This is a genomic window from Neptunicella marina, assembly GCF_014270035.1.
GTDB classification, from domain to species: Bacteria; Pseudomonadota; Gammaproteobacteria; order Enterobacterales; family Alteromonadaceae; genus Neptunicella; species Neptunicella marina.
Genome location: NZ_JACNEP010000017.1, coordinates 1 through 23,426, shown reverse-complemented (window position 1 = coordinate 23,426; position 23,426 = coordinate 1). Strand labels below are relative to the sequence as shown.

12 protein-coding genes and 1 pseudogene are annotated in these 23,426 nt (G+C 44.2%); 4 read left to right on the top strand and 9 right to left on the bottom strand.

Translation table 11 applies throughout. The features are described from left to right. Positions 1-2 precede the first annotated feature (2 nt). Genes H8B19_RS15935 through H8B19_RS15920 form a run of 4 tightly spaced genes read left to right on the top strand, consistent with a single transcriptional unit; the run spans position 3 to position 6,629 of the window. Complete coding sequence (locus tag H8B19_RS15935; RefSeq protein ID WP_186507891.1) at positions 3-1,421, top strand: peroxidase family protein; 1,419 nt, start codon at positions 3-5, stop codon at positions 1,419-1,421. 2 nt (positions 1,422-1,423) lie between these two features. Further along, positions 1,424-1,957, top strand: a complete 534-nt coding sequence (locus tag H8B19_RS15930; RefSeq protein ID WP_186507890.1) for a hypothetical protein — start codon at positions 1,424-1,426, stop codon at positions 1,955-1,957. 21 nt (positions 1,958-1,978) lie between these two features. Next, on the top strand, positions 1,979-5,146 hold the full coding sequence (locus tag H8B19_RS15925; RefSeq protein ID WP_186507889.1) for a CHAT domain-containing protein: 3,168 nt from the start codon (positions 1,979-1,981) through the stop codon (positions 5,144-5,146). A gap of 25 nt (positions 5,147-5,171) precedes the next feature. After that, positions 5,172-6,629: a metallophosphoesterase family protein gene (locus H8B19_RS15920; protein ID WP_186507888.1), complete on the top strand. Its 1,458-nt coding sequence runs from the start codon at positions 5,172-5,174 to the stop codon at positions 6,627-6,629. On the opposite strand, the gene H8B19_RS15915 is transcribed toward H8B19_RS15920, so the two are convergent. From H8B19_RS15915 to H8B19_RS15875, 9 genes and pseudogenes are all read right to left on the bottom strand, one after another. Further along, complete coding sequence (locus tag H8B19_RS15915; protein WP_186507887.1) at positions 6,626-8,980, bottom strand: DNA polymerase II; 2,355 nt, start codon at positions 8,978-8,980, stop codon at positions 6,626-6,628. The two genes, H8B19_RS15920 and H8B19_RS15915, sit on opposite strands and share 4 nt — an antisense overlap. A 15-nt stretch (positions 8,981-8,995) precedes the next feature. Beyond that, complete coding sequence (locus tag H8B19_RS15910) at positions 8,996-10,813, bottom strand: tetratricopeptide repeat-containing diguanylate cyclase (protein ID WP_186507886.1); 1,818 nt, start codon at positions 10,811-10,813, stop codon at positions 8,996-8,998. Positions 10,814-11,127: 314 nt separating this feature from the next. Beyond that, on the bottom strand, positions 11,128-12,732 hold the full coding sequence (locus H8B19_RS15905) for a glycogen synthase (protein WP_241737642.1): 1,605 nt from the start codon (positions 12,730-12,732) through the stop codon (positions 11,128-11,130). Next, the gene (gene glgC / locus H8B19_RS15900; RefSeq protein WP_186507885.1) at positions 12,725-13,999 is read right to left on the bottom strand and encodes a glucose-1-phosphate adenylyltransferase; all 1,275 of its coding nucleotides are present in this window, start codon (positions 13,997-13,999) and stop codon (positions 12,725-12,727) included. Before glgC ends, H8B19_RS15905 begins: the two co-directional genes overlap by 8 nt. A 47-nt stretch (positions 14,000-14,046) precedes the next feature. Next, the gene (locus H8B19_RS15895; protein WP_186507884.1) at positions 14,047-16,521 is read right to left on the bottom strand and encodes a glycogen/starch/alpha-glucan phosphorylase; all 2,475 of its coding nucleotides are present in this window, start codon (positions 16,519-16,521) and stop codon (positions 14,047-14,049) included. 2 nt (positions 16,522-16,523) lie between these two features. Beyond that, positions 16,524-18,611: a glycogen debranching protein GlgX gene (glgX, locus tag H8B19_RS15890; RefSeq protein ID WP_186507928.1), complete on the bottom strand. Its 2,088-nt coding sequence runs from the start codon at positions 18,609-18,611 to the stop codon at positions 16,524-16,526. A 2-nt stretch (positions 18,612-18,613) separates the two neighbouring features. Next, a complete protein-coding gene (gene glgB, locus H8B19_RS15885) occupies positions 18,614-20,842 on the bottom strand; it encodes a 1,4-alpha-glucan branching protein GlgB (RefSeq protein ID WP_186507883.1) in 2,229 nt (742 codons plus the stop codon). Positions 20,843-20,862: 20 nt separating this feature from the next. Beyond that, positions 20,863-22,998 (bottom strand): 4-alpha-glucanotransferase, encoded by a 2,136-nt coding sequence (gene malQ, locus H8B19_RS15880; protein ID WP_186507882.1) that lies wholly within the window; start codon positions 22,996-22,998, stop codon positions 20,863-20,865. 332 nt (positions 22,999-23,330) lie between these two features. Next, positions 23,331-23,426, bottom strand: a pseudogene (locus H8B19_RS15875) (IS200/IS605 family transposase); the annotation flags it as partial.

Below are 23,426 nucleotides of genomic sequence, written 5' to 3'. Positions count from 1 at the left end.
GCATGGATTGCACTCAAACAAGATTATTTCCCCCACATCCGGAAGGTGTGTTGTTATCAACGAAACAAATTGTTGAGCTGGCGCGCATTCTGGCATTAAAAATTTCCGAAAAAGTAGACCATGCTTTTGATACACAAATCCCCAGGCACAAGTTGTTACAGCCGCTTGCCTTTGAACCACTGAAAGACGATCAGCATTCACTGGAAATACCAGCAGGCTTTACCTATCTCGGTCAAATGATTTCCCATGATATTGTTGCTCCCACCAATCCAAAAGGCGAAGAGGCACAACGGCATGTCACCCCCTGCCTGAACATGGACAGTATGTACGGTGATGGGCCGGACTTTAGTGCGGACACTCTGTTTAACCCAACAGGTAAATTTGTCGTTCCTTCCCATATCAATTATGACGTATGGCGCAATACCGCCGGCGTGGCACATATTCCAGAACCCCGTAATGATGAAAATACCATAGTGTGTCAAATGCACCGTGTCTGGCAAAATCTGCACAACCGCTTTTTAGTCGAAACAGGTCACTTTATTCAGGCAAAACAAGCGACAATCAGCATGTTTCATCAGGTGGTGGTTACTGACTTTTTGTCGCGATTACTCGATCCTGTTGTCTATCAACATTTTTTCATTGAGTCAGCATCAGGTATTAGTGACTTCACCACACCAATTGACGCTATACCTTGTGAGTTCTCACATGCGGCATTTCGCATAGGCCATAGTCTTGTCAGGCCAGTATATCGAATGAATCATATCCAGCCGTCTTACACGTTATCGATTGGCGATCTGTTACGTGGCAATAAATCAGGCGATATTCCACCAGAGCAACAAATTGACTGGTCTTTATTTTTTGGTCAGGCATCGCAAAAAGCAGGAAGACTGGATTTATCCTTATCCGGAGGCATGGCTGACGTTCCGGCTGAGGGCAATATTGTCACCCTGAACCTGTTGGCTGGCAATAAAAGCCAGTTACCGTCAGGTTATGACTTACGCCACTCAATCGAAATGCACTTTGCACATCTTGCCAAAGCCACAGGGTTAACAGACTCCAAACCGGTTGCAGCATTAGAAGAAAGCCATTTAAGCGAGGCTTATCAGATACTTAAACCTATTATTGCTTCAGAAAAACTTCCCTTGTGGTTATATATTTTACTGGAAAGTGGATTAAGTCAGCCAGCCAATACCCGTTTAGGAAAATTAGGCAGCATTATTATTGCAGATGTTCTACGCCACAGTATCGCTTCTTTCTATGCCGCCCAGCAGACCACAATGCTGACAAAGCAGCGTCAGCCTGTCAGCACATTATTTAGCGGTAACCTCAGTCCCGTTATGTCAAATTGGATTGCTCAATTTGGCGACAGCAACATCACCATGACACGTGTCATACAATACTCACAATCAGGAGTGCAATAACTATGCAAGCAGCAGATATCCCAGCTGATTTACAAATGTGGCAAGTCGATAGTGCGTACGTTACCAGTATCGATTTATCGTTAATTCCAGAAGAGTTAAGAGTTTACCATCCCCTGGCCTTTGATAAAGATAACGATGCCGCTTACAAAATGAAAACGCGCTTAGAACAGGACGAAAACAATGACTGGTATATGCGTGTTGTTGTTAATGATCCCAATCTGGGTGGCGCATTATGGACCGACATCGCGCAAAAAGTCACCAGCACAGCCCGTTACTATCCAAGTAAAACCGAGCCAAACAAAATGGTAGCGGAAAAAATAGATCTGCGTGAAATCGTCGATCCCCTGCCCTTCAGCTGGACACACGTGACACTGTCAGTCACTTTGGATCCCAACACCCGTCAGTTTAGTACTGAGCTATTGTGGGCTAAAAATGACAAGGAAAAAGATAAAGACAAAAAAGACGACGAAGCCTCAGAAGAAGAGCAAATGAGTGAAATGTTGTTATTCCCGGTACCCTCATATATGTGGGGCTGATATTGCCGGGAAGTAAGACTGATGCAGCACTTTCAGGTATTCATCCGTTTAATATTGCTGAGCTGCGTGTTTATTAGCACGCAGCTTTTTGCTTCTGAACTATTCAACCTGCAAAAACTAAAGTTATATTCATATACGCTGCCGGTACCGCCAAATGCCAAAAGTGGCAGATGGTCAATCCAAAGCCAGACACATATTTTTAATCTTGATGTATTATACAATGGTCAAGCGGTTACACACCTGGAAGGCCCTCAGGAACTGGGGCAAATTGAGTTTTTTGAGCTACCTGAGTCGCAGGTCAATCAACATAGTTACCAGCTAAAAATACAGGCTTACGCGTTTTCCCCTTTAAATCCACAAGATTTTAAGTTAACTAATTACAATCAAAACTTACCAGATAATGCTTTATGGCAATGGCTGACTGAACTATCCAGCAGCTGGTCGCGGGCAGATAAATCAACACTAACTAATCGTCTGCAACAGTATATTTCATCAAATAAGCCTCTGCTGGCTTCAATATTAAATTGCCAGCTATTGAGCAAACTGGCCACCATGCAAATTAAGACAGGTCAATTTGAACTCAGCCTTTCAACCGCAAATGATATGCAGCATTTAGCCACCACTGAGCCTGCCTGCAGTTCAGGCATTGTTTTAACTATTAATAATTTATTTGCTCTGTATCGTTTTGATGATCTCAACACCTATGTGCACAATCTGGAAAACACCAAAGCAGAAAGTGATTTGTATAATCACTTTGCACAGGCTCAGGCCTATACCCATTTATTCAGCGGATTTGCGCATTATCTTCAGGGTAGCAACACCGGTGATATTGTGCTTAAACAAAACGGGATCACCCACTTAAATCAAGTATCTCAAATACTGCGCGTGCACCCAATTCCCGATTTATTACCTGAATTTTACAATGCACTGGCAACAACCTATGCACAAAATAAAGAATATTCAGAAGCCGCTTTTATGTTGGAAAATGCAATTCTGGTGAAGCGGCGTTTGCACGAGTCAGATGCAATAAGTGAATACCTAAATAATTTAGGTATGCTGAATTTATGGCAGGGTAAACTGACACTGGCTCAACAATCCATTCGTGAATCACTGCAATTTACCAGCAAAGAATATAATCCAATAGCTCACTCGATCCATGCACGGAATCTGGCGCAAATATATAATTATTTTGGTGACCGGGTGACGGCTAAAAGGTACCTGAAATTATCACTTGGGATTGCTGAACACCCACGAACATTGCTTGAACTGGCATATACCTCAATCGCTGAACAACAGTGGGCAGATGCCATGCAATGGTTAGAAAGAGCTGAAGGAATTAGCCGCGCCCAGGAAAAAGAACTGTTACCGGTAATACTGGCAGTATCGGCTCTGACATCAATCAAACAAGGGCACAGACAAACAGCAGAACATTATATTTCACGTGCAATGCAGGAGCGACAGGCTTTAAATCAGCCCTACAACAGCACCCAGTTTTCATTAACACTGGCCGATGCATTTATTCGTCTCGGCCAGATGGATAACGCACGTGATTGCCTAAACATAGCTGCCAGACAGGTCACTCCTGACAAGAACAATTTTATCTATCTAAAAACACTGGAAATTAAAGTTTTACAACATCAGCTAAAATCAGTGTCACACGCAGAGCGTGTCACTATTGAACAGCAATTAACCCATGCCTTTGAACAAGGATTTAATGAGCTCCAGCATACAGTCAGACAACTGAACTCCAACTACCAAAGCCCGTTCTGGATGGACAAAGCTCATGAATTAATTGATAGCTACATGACATTCGTTCTCACCTGTAATCAATCACAAAGATTACAAAAAATATATCAGGTAGCAGAACAATATCAGGCATCGGTATGGCGCAGGCAACGCAGTTATTTCGTTGAAAAGGGTTCCCGGGAGGCTCCGGATTCGCAGGAAATTAGTGATTTATTACTGGAGAAGCTTGCACTTGAGGTGCAACTTATTGGCAATCCAGCCAATCATGAGTCCATACGCCGTAAGCTGGATAACCTTAAAGAACGCTACCTGAGTTTAAACCGCAATAGCGAACAGCAGATACCTGATCTGCCGGTATTACCCTTAAATGAAATTCAACAGAAAATACCTGAAGGCGACATCGCACTGCGTTATGTAAAAATCAACCGGACTTATGTGGTATTTGTTATTTCTCAGCAGAGCTGGAAGATGTATGCCTTAAGAGATGATATCAATCATCGCCTGCACCAATACGAACACAATCAACAAGCAGAATTGGGATTACAGTTACTCGATGAATTCAGCGCCAATGATTTATTGCCGCCGGCGTTGCTTGCAAATCAGAATTTGCAGCAACTCATTATTGTGCCGGATGGCATACTAAGACAGATTTCGTTTGCAGCATTACGCCAAAGTGAGACAACCGGCCGCAATGCCACACTCACTCAACGTGTGCCCATTATTTACAGTTATTCACTGAATAGCTATTTAAGTGATATATCATCCCCATCAGATTCTACGTCCGGCATCGCAATTTTTGCAGCTCCAAATACCTCACATAACGGCAGGGATTCTGCGATGCCAAACAGCTTCCCGGCTTTACCTGCCAGTAAAACTGAAGCAGACAATATCCAGCAGCAATTTAAAGAATATTCCGTCATTTCTGCAACGGGTGACAGCGCCACCCGCGAACAATTACTCTCCCACCCCATGCGCTATGCCGCATTATTTCACATCGCGACCCATGGTTATTACGATCCGCAAACACCTGAAACCACAGGGTTGGTGACCAGCCCGGATACATCGTCCTCAGCTAACGGTTTTGTCCCCTTATCACAACTTTACAACCAGTATTTCGCCAATCAACTGATTGTCATAAGTGGCTGCGACACCAATTTGGGTCAAGCCCGGCAAAGTGAAGGGTTAAATAGTCTGGCACGGGTATTTTTAGGGCAGGGAGCGGGGTCAGTAATGGCAACTTTATGGAAAGTTCCGGACCGCGCAACTGCCATTTTTATGCAACATTTTTATCGTGCTTTGCCTGTTAATAATTTTAACCCGTCGATTGCATTGCAAACCGCTCAGCGTGAAATGTTGCACTCTGGCAGATATAAAAACCCCAGATACTGGGCAGGTTTTGTCTTCATTTCTGCCAATCAGCAATTTGAATCCATTAGCTTGTAATACACCAAGTAAAAGGAGTTTAAAAATGAGTCAACTTAATTTGAATACCAATACCAGTAAATGGCAGCTGGTTATCCATAAGGTAAGTGCAACAACGGCTCAGGTCTGGGTTGGTAGTTTATTTGATGATTTAAATAAACCCGACATCGCACGCGTATTGCTAAAACATCAGACACAGGAAATACGTCAGTACGATATCAACATGAATGACTGGCAATACCCGTTTAAACAAATCCATAAACGTTTTTTTTATTTATGTGAAATCGATGGATTGCAGCCTGATAAGGAATATCAGGTAGAATTCCAACATTATGTAAATCGCCCCATGTACGGTGTAGTCGGTTGGCAAAAACTGCGTTCTGGAGAGTTTAAAACACTACCAACCGCGTTACCCCGCCATAAAGAGCAGGCATTTTGTGCCATGCTGGGCAGTTGTTTTTACGAGCACCTTGATCAGGGCTCGACCGCAATGGCTTACAAAAGCCTTTATACACAGGCTCCGGCTCACCATAAACCCGACATTAAATTTCTGGTTGGCGATCAGGTGTATCTGGATATTGGCATAGATACACTCTCGTTGGTGCCATCTGAAGTTCGACAACGTGTTGCCGACGATTATGCTAAGCACTGGCAGGCATTAGGTAGCGTATTAAACCGTGGGGCAAACTGGTTCCTGGCAGATGATCACGAGTACTGGAATGATTATCCTTTCACAGATAGTAATATTCCTACCCTGTGGCCGCTAAAAGTCCCAAAAGTAAAACGGGCATGGTTATCCACCGCTAAAGATGGTGTCGAACGCGTACAATGTGTATCACCTATTTCAACGTTCAGTCTTGGACAGGATTTAAGCTTTTGTGTGCTGGATGCCCGTTCCTATCGCAGCCAGACTCAGTTCACTGACCAAAAAACGTTTCGCCAGTTACTTGATTGGTTGCAGCAGCTCAACTCACCGGGAATACTGGTTCTGCCGCAAATATTACTCAATATGCATAACTCTCAGGAACGAAATTTACTCAGTTTTCAGAAGCAATATCAGCAATTAATTCAGGCAATTGCGCAATGTGGACATGATATAGTCTTACTTTCTGGTGATGTACATTATGGCCGTATTGCAGAAGTGCAACTGGCAACACAAACACGTTTGATAGAAGTGGTGTCATCGCCGATGTCAAACCTGACCGGACTTAACAGTATCGCCACCGATGTCGCAGTAAAAAAACCCGTGTATTTTCCCGCTCCCCCCATTGCAGGGGTTAGCCGCAATAAAGTGAACTATATTGCTGCTGTATCAACGGAACGCCCAAAACCCTTTTTATCTTATTTAAATAAACGAACACGTGAACACTTCATGACCATTGCGTTCTGGAAACAGCAAGATCATGTAAAAATGTCGGTGCAGGCATGGCGCGTGCGACAACGCGATAGTCAACAACGCCCCAAAGCTGATTTTAAAAACGATATTGAGTTTAGTTTGCGTTAAAACAGATCCAGCTGATTACTTACCAGTTGCTCAAAGGTTAAACCGATAAAAGGCAGTATCCCCTCTGCAACGGGTTTGATCTGACGATCAATATAATGTTCGTAATCCAACTGGCTACTTTGATGTTCAATCGCTTCCGGGCCGTTAATAGTTAACACATAACTGACCCAACCTTTGTTCTGATACTTTAATGCTTTACCTTGCTGCTGATTATTATGGTCAGCCATACGCGCAGCTTTGACATGTGGAGGAACATTTTTAGTGTATTTGTGTAATCGCTGCCGCAAGCGTTTTTTATAAACCAGCATGTGATCAAACCGCCCTTGCCGTGTGCCTTCAACCACCGAGCGAATATAGTCGTTGACGGGTTCACCATCAAACACCATTTGATACAGTTTTGTTTGAAATTCCTTGGCCAGCGCAGTCCAGTCCGAACGCACGGTTTCCAGCCCCTTAAAGACCAGTTTATCGCCTTTTTCAGAGGTTTTGATACCTGCGTAACGTTTTTTACTGCCGGTTTCTGCACCACGAATAGTCGGCATTAAAAAATGTTTAAAATGCGTTTCAAACTCGATTTCCAGATGGCAGTCGAGGTTATACTCATCAGCCAGTTTTTGTTGCCATTGCTGGTTAATATGTTGCTGTAAATGTTGGCCGATCCTGTTGGCCTGCTCAGTAGATCCGGCATTCTTTAGCCAGACAAAGGTCGAATCAGTATCACCATAGATCACATCATAGCCCTGCTCCCGGATCCAACTGGCGGTTGTTTGCATAATTTCATGCCCTCGCATGGTAATTGAACTCGCCAGACGAGTATCGTAAAAACGGCATCCCCCAGACCCCAGCACACCATAAAATGAATTCATCAGAATTTTAATCGCCTGTGAGCGGGCGGCATCCTGCTGACGTTTTGCTTCATCCCGTTGCCGCCACAGCGACGTGATAATATCCGGCAAAAAATGTTGTTTGCGATCAAAACTGGCGCCTTTAAAACCTGGGATTGCATTCTCAGGGCTGGCTAAACCTTGCACTAATCCAAGTGGATCGATCTTAAAAGTGCGGATAATAGACGGGTACAAACTCTTAAAATCAAGTACCAGAACATGCTGATAAAGCCCGGGGCTGGAATTCATCACATAGCCCCCGGGACTGGCTAAGCCTCCACCCGCAGGTCGATTGGGAGAAATAAATCCTGCCCGATGTAATTTGGGTAAATAAACGTTGGTAAACGCGGCGACAGAGCCGCCCATGCGATCAAGTTCCAGTCCGGTTAACTGGCTGCGCAATTGCAGAAAATCGATAATATTGGTGTGCGCCAGAATCTCCAGTACCAACAAACAATCCTGCAGGTTATATTCAGCCAGCTTGATTTTATTATGTATAAAATCATGTTCAATCCGGGCTAAGCGGTTATCAACATCGTCAGTGCTTTTTCCTTTACCCAACAAAGTCCGGGCAACAAACTCAAGACTAAAGCTATCAAACTGGTAGGTTGCAGTTTTAAGAGCATCAATGCCATCAACCACGACCCTGCCAGCAATACCAATAAAACCCTGGTCATTTTCAGCACGTGATGTTTTCCACCAGGCGGCACTGCCATCTCTTCCTATATTGAGCTTTATCGCGTGCATTTTTGCCCGCTCAAGCAACAATTTACAATCGAAATTTACAACATTCCAGCCGACCAGAATGTCTGGATCCAGCTGATTGACTTTGTCTGCAAATCGCAGAAGTAGTGTTCTTTCATCAGGCAGCCATTCAATCCAGTCAGGCCCAGCCTGCGGCTCACCAATCATCAGTACACAACTTACGGTCTCAGAGGCCATACCAATACTGAATAACTCCCCGTTAGCACTGCATTCCAAATCAATCGACAAAACAGCTAATACAGGTTGGTAATCTGTCGTTTGCAGTTTAGCCTGAGTGACTTCACGGTAAGAGGGATGTTCTTTGTGTACCCCGGTAAACAAGGCATTGCCGTATATAAATCGCTCCATCAGGTAACGATCCGCCAGCCGTATATCATCCTCATATAATCGGATTCTATTATCGGCACACAACCGTTTAGCGTTTTGCAACTGATGTTGAGAAGGCAGATAAACCGCTGCCATAGTGCGATGCTGGAAGTCGGTCATATTTAATTGCTGACTTCTGAAAACCAGCTGATGTGTGTTGAACAACAGAGTAAGGCGAGCAAGCTCGACCTGAGCTACAAAAAACACAAACTCCTGTACAGGCGTTTGCACCTTAACCGGGCCGCTATCGGTGCTTAACCAAAATTCCAGAAATGTCTGACCATGCTTTTCAATTTGCTGACGGGTCAAAATAAACCCGCGTTCGACGATATTCAATGCAACAACCGGTTTTTAAGATGAGAATGCCTGACGTTGATTTGCCGCCGAGAAAATTTCAATACGATTTCTACCTGCTTGCTTAGCACTGTATAGAGCATCATCGGCCTGCGCCATCAGAGATTGCACTGTTTTATGGCCATCAAGTAAACACAAACCGATGGATATGGAAATGGTACGTTCACCGACATCAATCATTTCACCAATCTGCATCGCCCGCTCACGCAAAGTGCATAGCAAGCCTTCGGCGTCACTTAATCCGGTATGGGGTAATGCAACCATGAATTCCTCGCCACCAATTCGACCTACAATATCTGTATGACGGAACGTTTTCTGACAAAGCTGTCCAAATGCAGCCAGTACTTTATCACCAACCGGATGCCCCAGCTCATCATTAATTTTTTTGAAATGATCCAAATCCACAATAGCGATACATAGCGGGAACTGATGACGTTGGGCCAGATCAAACTGCAGTTGCAGCATTTCCAGCGTTTTCCGCCGGTTTAAGAGACCTGTTAGTCCGTCAATATTAGCCAGTTCAGTTAAACGTTTACGGTTTATCTGATTACGATAAACCATGATCGCCAGTAAGACACAAATGAGCAACGTAAAAGCAAACAACACCATTAAATATTGATTTTGATGTTCTTTTTCCATGAGCGACATTTTTTGTAATGCGTTTTCCCGCTGAATTTTTAAATTGGTTTGCTCTTTCATTTCCAGTTCATACTGTGAACGCAAGCGATGCAATCGTTCAGTACTTTGTTCCACGTAAATTTTTTGCTTTTGCTGCACTGTTTTTTCCAGAATATCAAACGCGCTTTTATAGTCGCCCAATGCAGCTTTAACTCTGGCCTGCTCCTCATCAAAAGATATCTTTTGTAACGGCATCGTTTTAGGGTACAAATAATTTCCGGCTTGCTGCAGGTATTGCTCCGCCAATTGAGGTTGTGATTTTTTTAATGCCAGTTGTGCCAACGACAGAGTGACATCGAACTGCATATAAGGATTACGTGCCTGAGTAAAAATATTGAATGCTTTTTTTAACTGCTCTTCAGCCAAATCCAGATTGCCTTCCTGCATATTTAGACCTGCCAGCTCTTTACTGGCATATGCCACGCCCTGAATGTCATTAATACTGGCAGAAATGTCCGCAGAGTGCTGTAACTGCTGTTTACCTAAATCGAGATTCCCCACATTTTTGTTGGCTCTGCCCAGTCCATATAAAGCAATGCTTAAATCAATTGGCTCGTTATGCCGTTTGTGGTACTCCACTGCATCCTGAAAAAAGGGAATAGATAACTCAGATTCCTGACGATATTCGTATACCTGAGCCAATGCATTTGAGACCTCACCTTCAGATGTATGAGAACGCAACTGTGGTGCAAGACTCCGGGCATTTTGTAAATCAACCAACGCGTTAGAATAATCAACCAGACTAATTTCCAGCACACCACGGGTATACAGTGCATCGAGTTGCAAAGCATAGTCATTATGCAGTTTAGCCCAGCCAACCGCAGATTCTGAATGCTCCATACCTTTAGCCGGGTCACCCACAATATCGTAGGCCAGGGCTTCTGCTAAACGCAACTGATGGTAAAGCCAGGGTTGTTTTGCCTTATTTACATAGGTCAGGCCCGTTTGAGCTTCCTGTAACGCTTCGTGTGGGTAGGTAAGCGCATAATAGGTGTGACTTAAAACCAGCTGCCACTGAACCTTTTGCAACAACGTCAGTGAAGAAACATCCATGGCTTTAAGTTGTTTTAGGACAGTGTCAGGTTGTTGTTTTATTTGTTGAGCGAACTCATTAAAACGAGGCGTCAGCTGCGTCATCCAGTTATCCGTAGCTGACACACAAAAAGCACACATTAGATTAAACACAATGACGGTGCTTAAACTAATATATTTAATGTATGCTCTCGCTTCAAAACACATTCAAGCACCTGTAAATAAAGCAACTTTTTATCAGCGACTGTAAAATAACGGCTTATTTTTTCATCAAGGTCTGGCGACTTTAACATAACCATCCGGCAAGCAGCAGTATTTTCAATTTACTCCCTGACCTGAATTACCAGGGTCTGTATTTTGGATGGTTACCACCAACATTTAATATTATTTAAAATGCTGGATTCAGCAAGCCAGTGCATCTATATGTCATACAGCTGGCTGCAATAGAGTTCACTACTTTTCTGCCAGCTAAAGTGCTGAGCTTTGGCGGTGCGTTTTATAATTTTCCAGTCCTGGGTACCATAAATACTCAGGGCATCCTGCAGCCGTTTTTGCAGTAGCGAAGCCTGCTGAACTAAATTATCACCACAGAATGAAAATCCTGATTGACCATCAACCACTGTATCTTTTAGTCCACCGACTGCATGTACAAGGCAGGGCTGTCCGTATTTCATCGCCAGCATCTGGCTAATACCGCAAGGTTCGAAGGAGCTGGGCATCAAAAACAGATCACCGTAACGGTATAAATATTCGGGTAAATCCGGGTGATAACCTTCCAGGAAAATAAAGTTGCTGCAACGTGAAGCAATTTCGCGGAATTCTGTGGCAATATCAGCGTCGCCGCTGCCTAGCAAAACAAACAGGGCATCTTCATCAAATTGCTGCAATGTTTGCAATATCGCTTCCAGCACGGATTGTGTTGCCGACACTTTTTGACGCAGAATAAGCACTTTTTGATCGGTTAAGCGGCCCACTGAAGTGAGTAAAAATGGGAAGCTTTTAAGCTTTTTGGCGTGAATTTGCTGAATACGCATAAGTGCAATCTGATCAACTGCCCTGACCCACTGATGGTGCCCCATCCAGTTAACAATGGCCGTTTGCATTTTTTGCAGCAGCAAAGGCACGGGAGACGTCTGTTTACGTGATGTTGTTTTGTCGTAGTGGCAACCATTTAAAATTCCCACCAAGGCACCATTGGCTTTTTTGGCACGTAAATCCAGCTCTAATCCTTCACCACCAAAAAAACCTTTAGCCGCATCCGAAGCAAGTATCACTTCCTCGGCGTAGCTGGGAGACACCAAATGTACTTTATCGCTTAACACTATGCCGGTTCGCATTGGATTGATGCAGCCCCCATAACGCGGGTCTGTGACTTGTGATAACTGCACAGAAGACAACTGTTGATAAAGCCCGGGATACCATGCAGCGAGGGATGAATCATCATGACTTAAAGGGCGAATTCCCTGTAGCGCCAGATTATGTACCGTAAACACGGTCTTAACTTTACGCAGGAAAGCAAAACGATCATCAAAAGCCCTTAGCAAGACAAGCATGCCGGTATGCCAATCGTGTAAGTGCAGTACATCAGGCATACCTATATCATTATTTTTTAGCGCGGTTGCAACACTAATGCAAAACAGAGCAAACTTAGTCGCATCGTAAGCAAACGGGCGACCATGCTCATCCTGAGAATATATATCACCTTTAGCACCAGCAATGATGGCATGGTCGATCAAAAAAATCCTGGCCTGCTTAACGTCAGGATGAGGCAAAACGGCCAGCTGAACTTTGAGCGTGTGTCCGGCAAACGGTACATCAAAACTGGCGACTAGCTCGGCATTATTTTGCGCGGCTAATCGACCATATCCCGGCATAACAACATCGGCGACAACATTCTGCGTCATTAGTGCTGCGGGCAAATCAGCGATAACATCAGCAATCCCACCAACTTTTGCGGCTGGCAACAATGCGTTTTCAGTTGCTACCAACAGTACTCTTTTACATTCTACAGCTTGATCAGTCATATCCGACAGGCAGTCCTAACATTTCTCTGGTTACCAGCACTACACCATTTTCCGACACGCGGAATCCTCTGGCTTTATCTTGCTCATGGTTAAAACCTATCACCATGCCTTCGGGAATAATACAGCCCCGGTCGATAATGGCTTTACGAATTTTACAATTACGTAAAATCACCACATCAGGTAACACCACTGAGTCTTCCAACAGTGAATAGGAGCACACCTCGACATTATTAAATAACAAACTATGACGCACGACCGCGCCGGAAATAATACAACCACCAGATACAATTGAATCAACCGCCATACCGCGTCTGTCATCATCATCAAACACAAACTTGGCAGGCGGTGTTTGTTCCTGAAACGTCCAGATTGGCCATTTTGCATCATATAAATTTAATGCGGGTGTCGGCGAAAGCAATTCCATGTTAGCCAGCCAGAACGAATCCAGTGTGCCCACATCTCTCCAATAGGCTTTTTCTTCGTTAAAACCGCTGCGAAAAGGAAACGCGTAAACCTTATGCTCCTTTATAATGGCAGGAATAATGTCCTTACCAAAGTCACGTTCAGACTCTTCTTTATCCGCGTCTTTTTTCAGCTGTTCAAACAAAAACTCTGTGTTAAACACATAATTTCCCATCGACGCCAGACACATAGTCGGGTCATTAGGCAGGGGTTTGGGATGTTTGGGCTTTTCTTCAAAACCTAAAATTCGGTTATTTTCATCCACTTCCATGACACCAAATGCACCGGCAGCTTCTTCCAGTGGCACTTCCAGACAAGACACTGTCATATCAGCATCAGATTCAGCGTGGGCGGCCAGCAAACCTGCATAGTCCATGCGGTACACATGATCACCCGATAACACCATGACATATTTGGGAATTTCACGACGAATAATATCGATATTCTGGAACACAGCATCGGCCGTGCCCTGATACCAGCTTTCTGAATAACGCTGTGATGCCGGCAGGATTTCAACCGATTCACCTAATTCCTTTTTAAAATGGCCCCAACCACGCATTACGTGACGAATCAGGGAGTGTGATTTGTACTGAGTCACCACCCCCACACGTCTGATACCGGAATTGATACAATTGGACAAAGGAAAGTCGATAATACGAAACTTACCACCAAAATAGAGCGCAGGCTTAGCCCGCCACTCGGTAAGTTCATGTAAGCGACTGCCCTTACCACCGGCCAGAATGAGTGCGTAGGTATCACGGGTTAAATTACTGATATAACGTGGGCTGGAATTAGGTTTTAGCATAAGCTAACACTCCCTTGTGGTTAAACGTCGTTAAAGCAAATTCAGGGTTAAGCTTTCCATATTTCATCACGGTATCCGGCAATAGTAACATCGCTGGAAAAACGACCGCTTGCAGCTGTATTTAAGATACTCATCGTGCTCCATAGTTCCGGCTGAGCATAGCAATCTGCCACTTTTTCCTGCGTATCAACATAAGCATCAAAATCAGCAACTGTCATCCACTGATCATCAGGGCTTAACATGGCACTGATAATGTGATCAAAAATTCCCGGTTCAACCAGATTAAAATGACCACTTTGCAGCAAGTTAAGCACATCCCGTAAACGTGGCGAATTTTGCATGATAGCCCGGGGAGAATAATTAATACGTGCCTGAGCAACCTGTTGTGCATTTAAGCCAAATAAGAAAAAGTTTTCTTCGCCGACTTCTTCCAGCATCTCAATATTGGCACCATCCAACGTGCCGATAGTCAGCGCACCATTCATCATAAATTTCATATTACCGGTACCTGAGGCCTCTTTCCCGGCAGTTGAAATTTGTTCGGACAAATCGGTTCCCGGACAAATTTTTTCCATGGCGCTGACGTTATAGTTGGGTAAAAAAGCAAATCGCAGATAGGGACGTACAGCAGGATCGGAGTTGACCATATGCGCGACGTTATTTGCCAGCTTAATAATTGACTTGGCCATGGCATAACCAGGCGCAGCCTTACCCCCCAGCAACACGCAGCGAGGCACCATATTTTTAGTATCACCATTGATAATACGGTTGTACAAATGGATCACATGCAAAATATTGAGCAACTGACGTTTATATTCATGAATTCGTTTTACCTGCACATCAAACATCATGTCAGCATCAAATTCGACTAAACATTGCTCTTTAACCATCTCCGCCAGTATTTTTTTATTATCGTGTTTAACCTTCTGCCACTTTTTAATAAAGGACGTATCTTTGGCGTTTTTTTCCAGTTTTCTTAACTGACTTAAGTCCATGATCCATTCATGACCAATGGTGTCATCCAGTAAATTGGCCAGACCTTGATTGCAATGAGCCAACCAGCGACGTGGTGTTACGCCATTGGTTTTATTATTAAATTTATGCGGCCATAATTCGTAAAAATCTTTAAATAAACCCGACTTCAGTAATTGAGTATGTAATCCCGCTACGCCATTCACAGAAAAACTGCCAACAATCGCCAGATAAGCCATACGTATTTGTGGTTCATGACCTTCTTCGATAATCGACATATCCGCTAACTTCTGACAATTGCCGGGCCAGCGGTGCGCCACTTCGTCCAGATAACGTGCGTTAATTTCATAAATAATTTGCAAAATACGCGGCAACATATGACTAAACATGCGAACAGACCAGCGTTCCAAAGCTTCTGGTAATAATGTGTGGTTGGTATAAGCCATAGTTTGGGTGGTTATTGCCCAGGCATCATCCCATTCCAGATAATATTCATCCACCAGCAACCTCATTAGTTCCGGTACTGCGACACTAGGGTGTGTGTCGTTAAGCTGAATGGCATTTTTCTCACCAAACTGACTAAAATCAGTGCCGCACTTTTTCACCCAGGTACGCAACAGGTCCTGCAAACTCGCTGACGATAAAAAATACTGCTGACGTAAGCGCAGTTCTTTACCATTTTCGCTTGAGTCATTGGGGTACAACACCATGGTAATTTGTTCAGCCAGATTTTTACGCGCCACCGCTTCTGCATAATCACCCTGATTAAATTCGTCTAAGTCGAACTCGTCAGTCGCTTCAGCTTTCCATAACCGTAAGGTATTTACTCTTTCATTTTTATAACCCGGAATAGGCATATCGTAAGCCATGGCCAGTACGTCCTGCGTATCCACCCACTCCATGTGACGACGGCCGTTTTTATCGGTATGGGTTTCTGTATGACCAAAAAACTTTACACTGACATTATGTACCGGTACCCGCACTTCCCATGGGTTACCAAAACGTAGCCACTTGTCCGGACTTTCCTGCTGATAACCATCAACAATTTTCTGGGTGAACATACCGTATTCGTAGCGGATGCCATATCCAGTCACAGCAATATCCATTGACGCACAGCTATCCAGAAAACACGCGGCCAGCCGTCCTAAACCACCATTACCCAGACCTGCATCATGTTCCTGTTCCTGTAATTGTTCGAGGTTAACTGCATAATCCTTTAATGCTGCCTTGCAGTCCTCTTGCAAATCAAGATTGAGCAGCGTATTACCCATGGCACGTCCCATCAGAAACTCCAGAGAGAGATAGGCAACTTGCTTGTTTTTATATTGGGCATCGTTAGTACGGGTATCACGCCAGTATTCCAGCATATGCTCTTTGATACTGAGTGCCATTGAATAATACAGCGCAGTGGGGGCATCATCATCACGACTTAACCAGTAACGCAAGTGGCGATCAAAAGCGACCGGCAAACTCTCACAGGGCTCACAAATTGCGCCATCAGCCTGCTTACCGGACGACGCCGAACGGTTGTTATTTGCTTTTTTAACCATAACTACGTCCTTATTAAATGGGCATGAAAAACCATCAGGCTTTTATCTTGCAGCTCGAAACATTGTTTGGGTGAATATTCTTCATCAGGACTATGCATATCCTGAGTATGCAGCACACAATTCCAGCGGCGAATTTCGGCAACCTCAGGAAAACAAAACGTGTTCGGCGAATCATCGGCATTCAGCATTAGCAGCAACGCTTGTTGCTCGGTGCTGCTGTCGCCCTGTAAAAAGCCTGTCAGCATCAGGCTAAGCGTACGGGTCTGAGATTCGCTCCATAAGGATTTACTCATCACCTCCCCCTGACGGCTAAACCAGAACAGGCCCGGCTCTTTGCTCGACTCTGGCTGATGAATAAAGTGAGGATGACGTAATAACGGATACCGATGACGTAATGCGATTAATTTTTTGCAGTAATCGCTAAGGTCGTTGTTATTTTCTTCTGCAGACCAGTCTCGCCAACTAAGCGCATTATCCTGACAATAGGCATTATTATTGCCCTGCTGGCTGTGACCTACTTCATCACCGGCCAGCAACATAGGTACTCCCTGCGCCAGAATCAGGGTAGTAAGCAGGTTTTTTTGTTGGCGTAAACGTAAGGCGTTAATGGTTTTATCATCAGTTTGGCCTTCGACACCATGGTTATAACTAAAGTTTTCCTGATGACCATCCCGACTATTTTCACCATTAATATCATTATGACGTTCGTTGTAACTGACCAAATCATTTAAGGTAAAACCATCATGACTGGTTATAAAATTGATGGTAGCAGACGGACTGCGGCCTGAGTGTTCAAACAGGTCCCCGGAACCATGAAAGCGACGCGCAAACTCAGCCAGCATACCACCATCACCGCGCCAAAAACGGCGCATGGTATCGCGATATCGGTCATTCCATTCGCTCCACTCCTGAGGAAAGTTTCCCAGCTGATAACCGCCCGGGCCGATATCCCAGGGCTCGGCAATTAATTTTATCTGACACAACACCGGATCCTGCGCTACAGCATCCAAAAAACCAGAGCCACGGTCAAACCCATAGGATTCACGTCCCAGGCAGCTGGCAAGATCAAAACGAAAACCATCCACGCCCATCACCTGCACCCAGTAGCGCAATGAATCCATCACCAATTGCAATACCCTTGGATGGGTAATATTTAATGTGTTGCCGCAGCCTGTATCATTAATATAAAAACGCTGATCGTTTGGATGCAACCGGTAGTAGCTGGCGTTATCGATACCACGAAAACAATAAGTCGGCCCCAGATGATTGCCTTCCGCACTGTGGTTATAAACCACATCCAGAATCACTTCGATGCCTGCCTGATGGAATTTATCCACCATGGCGCGAAACTCAAATATATCATCGCCGGCCAGATACCCCGGGTGCGGCGCCAAAAAACACATGCTGTTATATCCCCAATAATTACTGAGGTTTTTGGCCTGCAAAAATGGCTCATCAAAAAAAGCCTGCACTGGCAATAACTCCACACTGTTAATACCTAAATCTTTTAGGTAAGTAATGATGTTATCGTCAGCTAATCCGGCAAAGGTTCCTTTAATATCATCGTCCAGTTGTGGATGCTGAATCGTGAAACCTTTAACATGCATCTCATAAATAATATTGTCACTGATAGGCCGCATAGGACCTTTGGCTTGTTTAACATGCCGAGTATCCACTACCACCGACTTCGGCATATAAGCAGCGTTATCACGATTATCAAAAGATAAATCTTCATCCTTGCTGCCAGCGTCATAAGCATAATGACTGTCGTGTGGAATAAACTTTCCGCTCAAGGCCTTGGTATAAGGATCCAGCAGTAGTTTATTAACATTAAACCGGTGGCCTAAATGTGGCTGGTAGGGTCCATCAACCCGAAACCCGTAACGTTGTCCGGCACCAATTCCTTTAACGTATATATGCCAAATATGGCGATTAGATTGTTTAATACAAATACGGTCTGTTTCACGCCCTGACGAATCAAATAAACACAACACCACCTGACTGGCATTGGCGGAAAAAAGGGCAAAATTAACCCCATCTTCATGAACAGTTGCCCCTAATGGATAGGGGTTACCTGCAAAACATTGCATCATCAGCTCCGTTTAACTGTCATGCTATGAGGCACCAACAAAATACAACCAAGTGGAGGCACAGTGACTTCGCAGCTGTAGGGCATATTTTGATAATGCCCACTATGGCTGCTGATATGCCCTCCGTTACCTACGTTACTTCCGCCGTAAAACAGGCTGTCGCTGTTGAGACATTCAATATAATCCTCCCCGGTGGGCACCCCAATGCGGAATCCGCTTTGAATCGTTGGTGTCATGTTCACCACAAATATGACGTGCTGACTTATATCCTGCGCATAGCGAATAAACACAAAAACACTTTGAGCTGAATTAGTGCAATCCAGCCAGGCAAAACCCGATGGCTGATAATCGCTTTCATATAACGCCGGTGTTGCACGATAAAAAGCATTTAAGTCCTGCAACCACTTTTGCACCCCCTGATGCGGTTCGTATTGCAACAAGTGCCAGTCCAGACTTTTGTCATGCCCCCATTCATCACGCTGCGCGAACTCATCCCCCATAAACAGCAGTTTTTTGCCTGGATGTCCCCACATAAAACCATAATAGGCACGCAGGGTTGCAAACTTCTGCCAGTCATCCCCCGGAATTTTATGCAGTAACGAACCTTTGCCATGCACCACTTCATCATGGCTTAACGATAGGATAAATTGCTCGGTATAGTTGTAAACCAAGCCAAAAGTAAACTCGTGATGATGATACTGACGATGGATGGGATCTCTTTTGATATAACTCAGGGTGTCATTCATCCACCCCATATTCCATTTAAAACCGAAACCCAATCCGTTGTTATCAACCTGTCCTGTGACACCCGGCCACGCTGTAGACTCCTCAGCAATCATGCAAATCCCGGGATTAGTCTGATATAACAAGCGATTAAGCTCTTTTAAGAAGTCGATAGCCTGCAGGTTTTCACGCCCACCATAAATATTAGGTAACCACTGATCAGGCTCCCGGCTGTAATCCAGATACAACATAGATGACACCGCATCCAGTCGCAGCCCGTCAAAATGGAATTCACGTAGCCAGTAACTGGCGTTGCTCAATAAAAAACTGCGTACCTCGGCACGACCATAGTTATAAATCAGGGTATTCCAGTCTGGATGTGTGCCTAGTCGCGGATCTTCATGTTCGTATAAATGGGTACCATCGAACTGAGTTAACCCATGCGGATCAGTAGGAAAATGGGCAGGTACCCAATCCAGCAGTACACCGACACCAGCCTGATGGCAGGCATCTATAAATTGTTTAAGCTGAGTGGGATTTCCCATTCGATAAGTAGGCGCATACATACCAACAGGCTGATATCCCCAGGAACCATCAAAAGGATATTCACTGATTGGCATTAACTGCAAATGGGTAAAGCCCATTTGTTTCACATAAGGAATTAACTGTTCAGTTAAATCGGTATAACTCAGATAATGGCGACCATCGTCCCCCTTTCTGCGCCATGAAGGCAAATGTACTTCGTAGATTGACATCGCCTGTTGATGCCATTGCTGGTGCTTCCGGGCTTGCATCCAGTAGTTATCACTCCACTGATAAGCTTTATGCTCACACACCAGCGAAGCATTGTTGGGTGCAGGCTCCATTGCTTTGGCATAAGGGTCAGCTTTTTGCAGACAATGTCCTGCCTGCGTCACCACCTCAAACTTGTAATGCTGTTGCGGTTTAAGACCGGGAATAAATATTTCCCAAATGCCATTGGCAGGATGCAGACGCATCACATGCTGGTCGCCGTTCCAGCAGTTAAAGTCCCCGGTTACAGATACACGTTTTGCGTTAGGGGCCCATACACAAAAGTTAACCCCGTCAATACCCTGTTGTTGTTGCCAATTTGCTCCTAAAAAACGCTCAGCCTGTAGTTGTTTTCCTTCCGCAAAAAGATACAAATCATCTGCTTGCAACAAGGACTGAAACTGATACGGATCGACAATATTAATTTGAGTATCGTCATACTCCACAACCAATTGATATAAAAAAGGTTTGGTGCGCCGACCTAACGTACCAGCAAAAAAACCTGCGTCATTAACCAGTTCCAGTTCGGCGACTTTTTTATTATCAAGACTCGTCACAGTGACTTTTCTGGCCTCAGGCAAAAAGCATCGCACCACGAGCTGGCGACTGCCTGAAACAGGATGCATACCCAGATGTGCAAACGCATCAATGTAGTTTTTACTCAATAAAGCCTGAACAAACCCCGTATCAACTAATTGGGAATGCTTGATTGTCATCCATATACTCCTGTGCCCATTTAACCATTGTCGCTTCTGGCTGCGGCAATATCTTTCAGCAACTTATCTAACGCACTGTCTTTTTTCATTTGCTGGATACTTTTTGCGATACGACGACGCCAGTTTGGATATTCCTTCCAGGTCCCCGGGATATTGACCGGGTGTTTATCACAGCATAAATCACTCAAAGGTAAACTAAACATCACTGAGGCACTTCTGGCAACCACAGGTGCAAGTTTTTGCACTATCTCTTCACTGGATAACTCCCTTTGATTATCAACTTGATTGTCATGATTAAAATACTGTAAATAGTTGATAACCTGCTCTTTTTCGATTTTTCGCTGCGTTAGTGCCGCGAGCTTTTCCTGCTCATTAGGGTAGAGTGCCAGTGAATCGCGTAGTTCAATATCAAATCCACTCCACCATGCTGCTAACGTCGGCACATCATGATTGCTTAACATCATCATGCTCTGACGTTTGTGCTCATCAGGGGCTTTGAACGCCTCCTGATGACGGCAGAAATAAAATAACTCGTTAGAGATAATCCCGGCCTGATACAGACTCGACACAATCTCCGGCGGGACCACACCTAAATCTTCACCTATAACCATACATTTGGCCCGCTGACTCTCCAGGCAAAGTAGCGCTAACAAAGTATCGAAAGGATAATAAACATAAGCACCATTGCCGTTATTGTGATCCTTCGGCCACCACCAAAGACGCATTAACGACATAATATGATCCATTCTCAATGCGCCGCTGTGCTGCATGTTACTGCGAATTAATGCAATAAAATGACTGTAGTCATGCTGTTTCAGTTTAACTGGATCAAGCGGCGTTAACTGCCAGTTTTGTCCTTGAGGCGCAATAGGGTCCGGTGGCGCGCCAATACTGGCATTTAAACAAAATTGTCCCGCATTTTGCTGAATTTCTTCACCATCGGCCACGGCTCCCACGGCCAGATCACGTATTAAGCCAATTGCCATGCCCCGACGCAGTGCATTTTTCTGACAGTCTTGTAATTGCTGATTGGCGACAAACTGCAGATAACAAAAAAACTCGACCTGTTGTTTAAGTTGCGGTGCACGCTGCATTTCTCGCGTAGCGAATTGCAACAGGCTTTCCCCCTGCTCTTTTAAAAAGCGGTGAAAACGTTTGGCTCTGGGTGTATTAAACCTTAAATGTTGTTTTTGGAATTGTTTAAACAGCTCTGTAAAAACCTGATACTTGGCAGCAAAAATAACGGTGTAATCCAACCAGTTATCCTCTTTGTCATTAACTGACAATTTGGATCTTTTTGTCATTTTGGCATGTGCGCGTTTTAACGCAGTATCGCTTAATATTTTAAATTCAGGTACTTTTTCAATTTGAATATACAAAGGATTCAAACGTCGTCTGTCCAGAGGACTGTACGGACTGGCATTTTCCGGATCACTGATATCAAGCGCATGTAAAGGATTGAGTAAAATAAAATCTGCACCATAAGGTGCAATCCAGTTAATTAAATGGTTTAAGTCGCCAAAATCACCTATTTTCCAAACAGACTGACTACGAAGGGTAAAGAGTTGAATATTCACTCCCCAACTGTGCTGTTCGTTTAAGGAAATACCTTGCTGGTTAAACTGATAGACCTGATGTGGAGCAACAACCCAGTGCGCATAATCGCCACCAACGCCGCCTAACCCACCTATAGCAACTTTGTGATAACCAAGGCTGATTTGATCAAGTTGCTGTTGAGTAAGATATTGTTTCAACTCAAGTTTGTAGCGAAAGTACAAACGGTCACCAATACGATAATCGCCAGTCACATTTAAATCACAGCTGCAAAACTCCAACTGAAATTGTTGACGGTTTTCGGTTTCTATTATCAGTTGATGATGCTCTGTATCTAACTCTGGCAAATGCAAAGAAACAGATAAGTCATCGTCATAACACCACTGAAACTGGGGTAGTATCTTTGTCCAGGGTGTCGCATCCAGTTGCGTATTACGCTGATGGATAAACTCGTCGGATAAAGACTGGGGTAGCTGCTTCTGATCCAGCATCGAGTGCAAAATACCAAGGCGATCCACGTGTGGAATTTGGATTGTCTGACCAAAACAATCGATGAACTGCGCCCCTACTCCCTGCAAGTACAGCAACTTATCTATTCCCATATGGGTCAACTCCGGTATGAACACCAAAACACGAAATGAGCACTAACCATGCCAGCTAAACATAAACCTTTTGCTACAGGTTCAAGTCAACTTGATGACAAGCGCCAATACAGTGATTGCTTATTATTGTGGTTGCGCACCTTAACTGCTTGTTAACTATAGACGATTTATCAGGTGCACATAGTTAGTGCAGGCAATGAATATAAACTGTGCAAATATCAATCAGCAATGGCTTACTGAAAATATATTTACGTTGCGATAGGTAAATATCAAGTAAAGAATCCACCTTCTGAAGAAGGTGGCTTTGTGTTAACCCCCTAAAAGGGGGCCTTCTAGTCCAGAGCAAGCTCAGCTTGCTCTTGCCTCTCCATTTTTTCCTGATGCCTAACATAACGACGAATTATTTCTTCGTTGATTCCTACTGAATC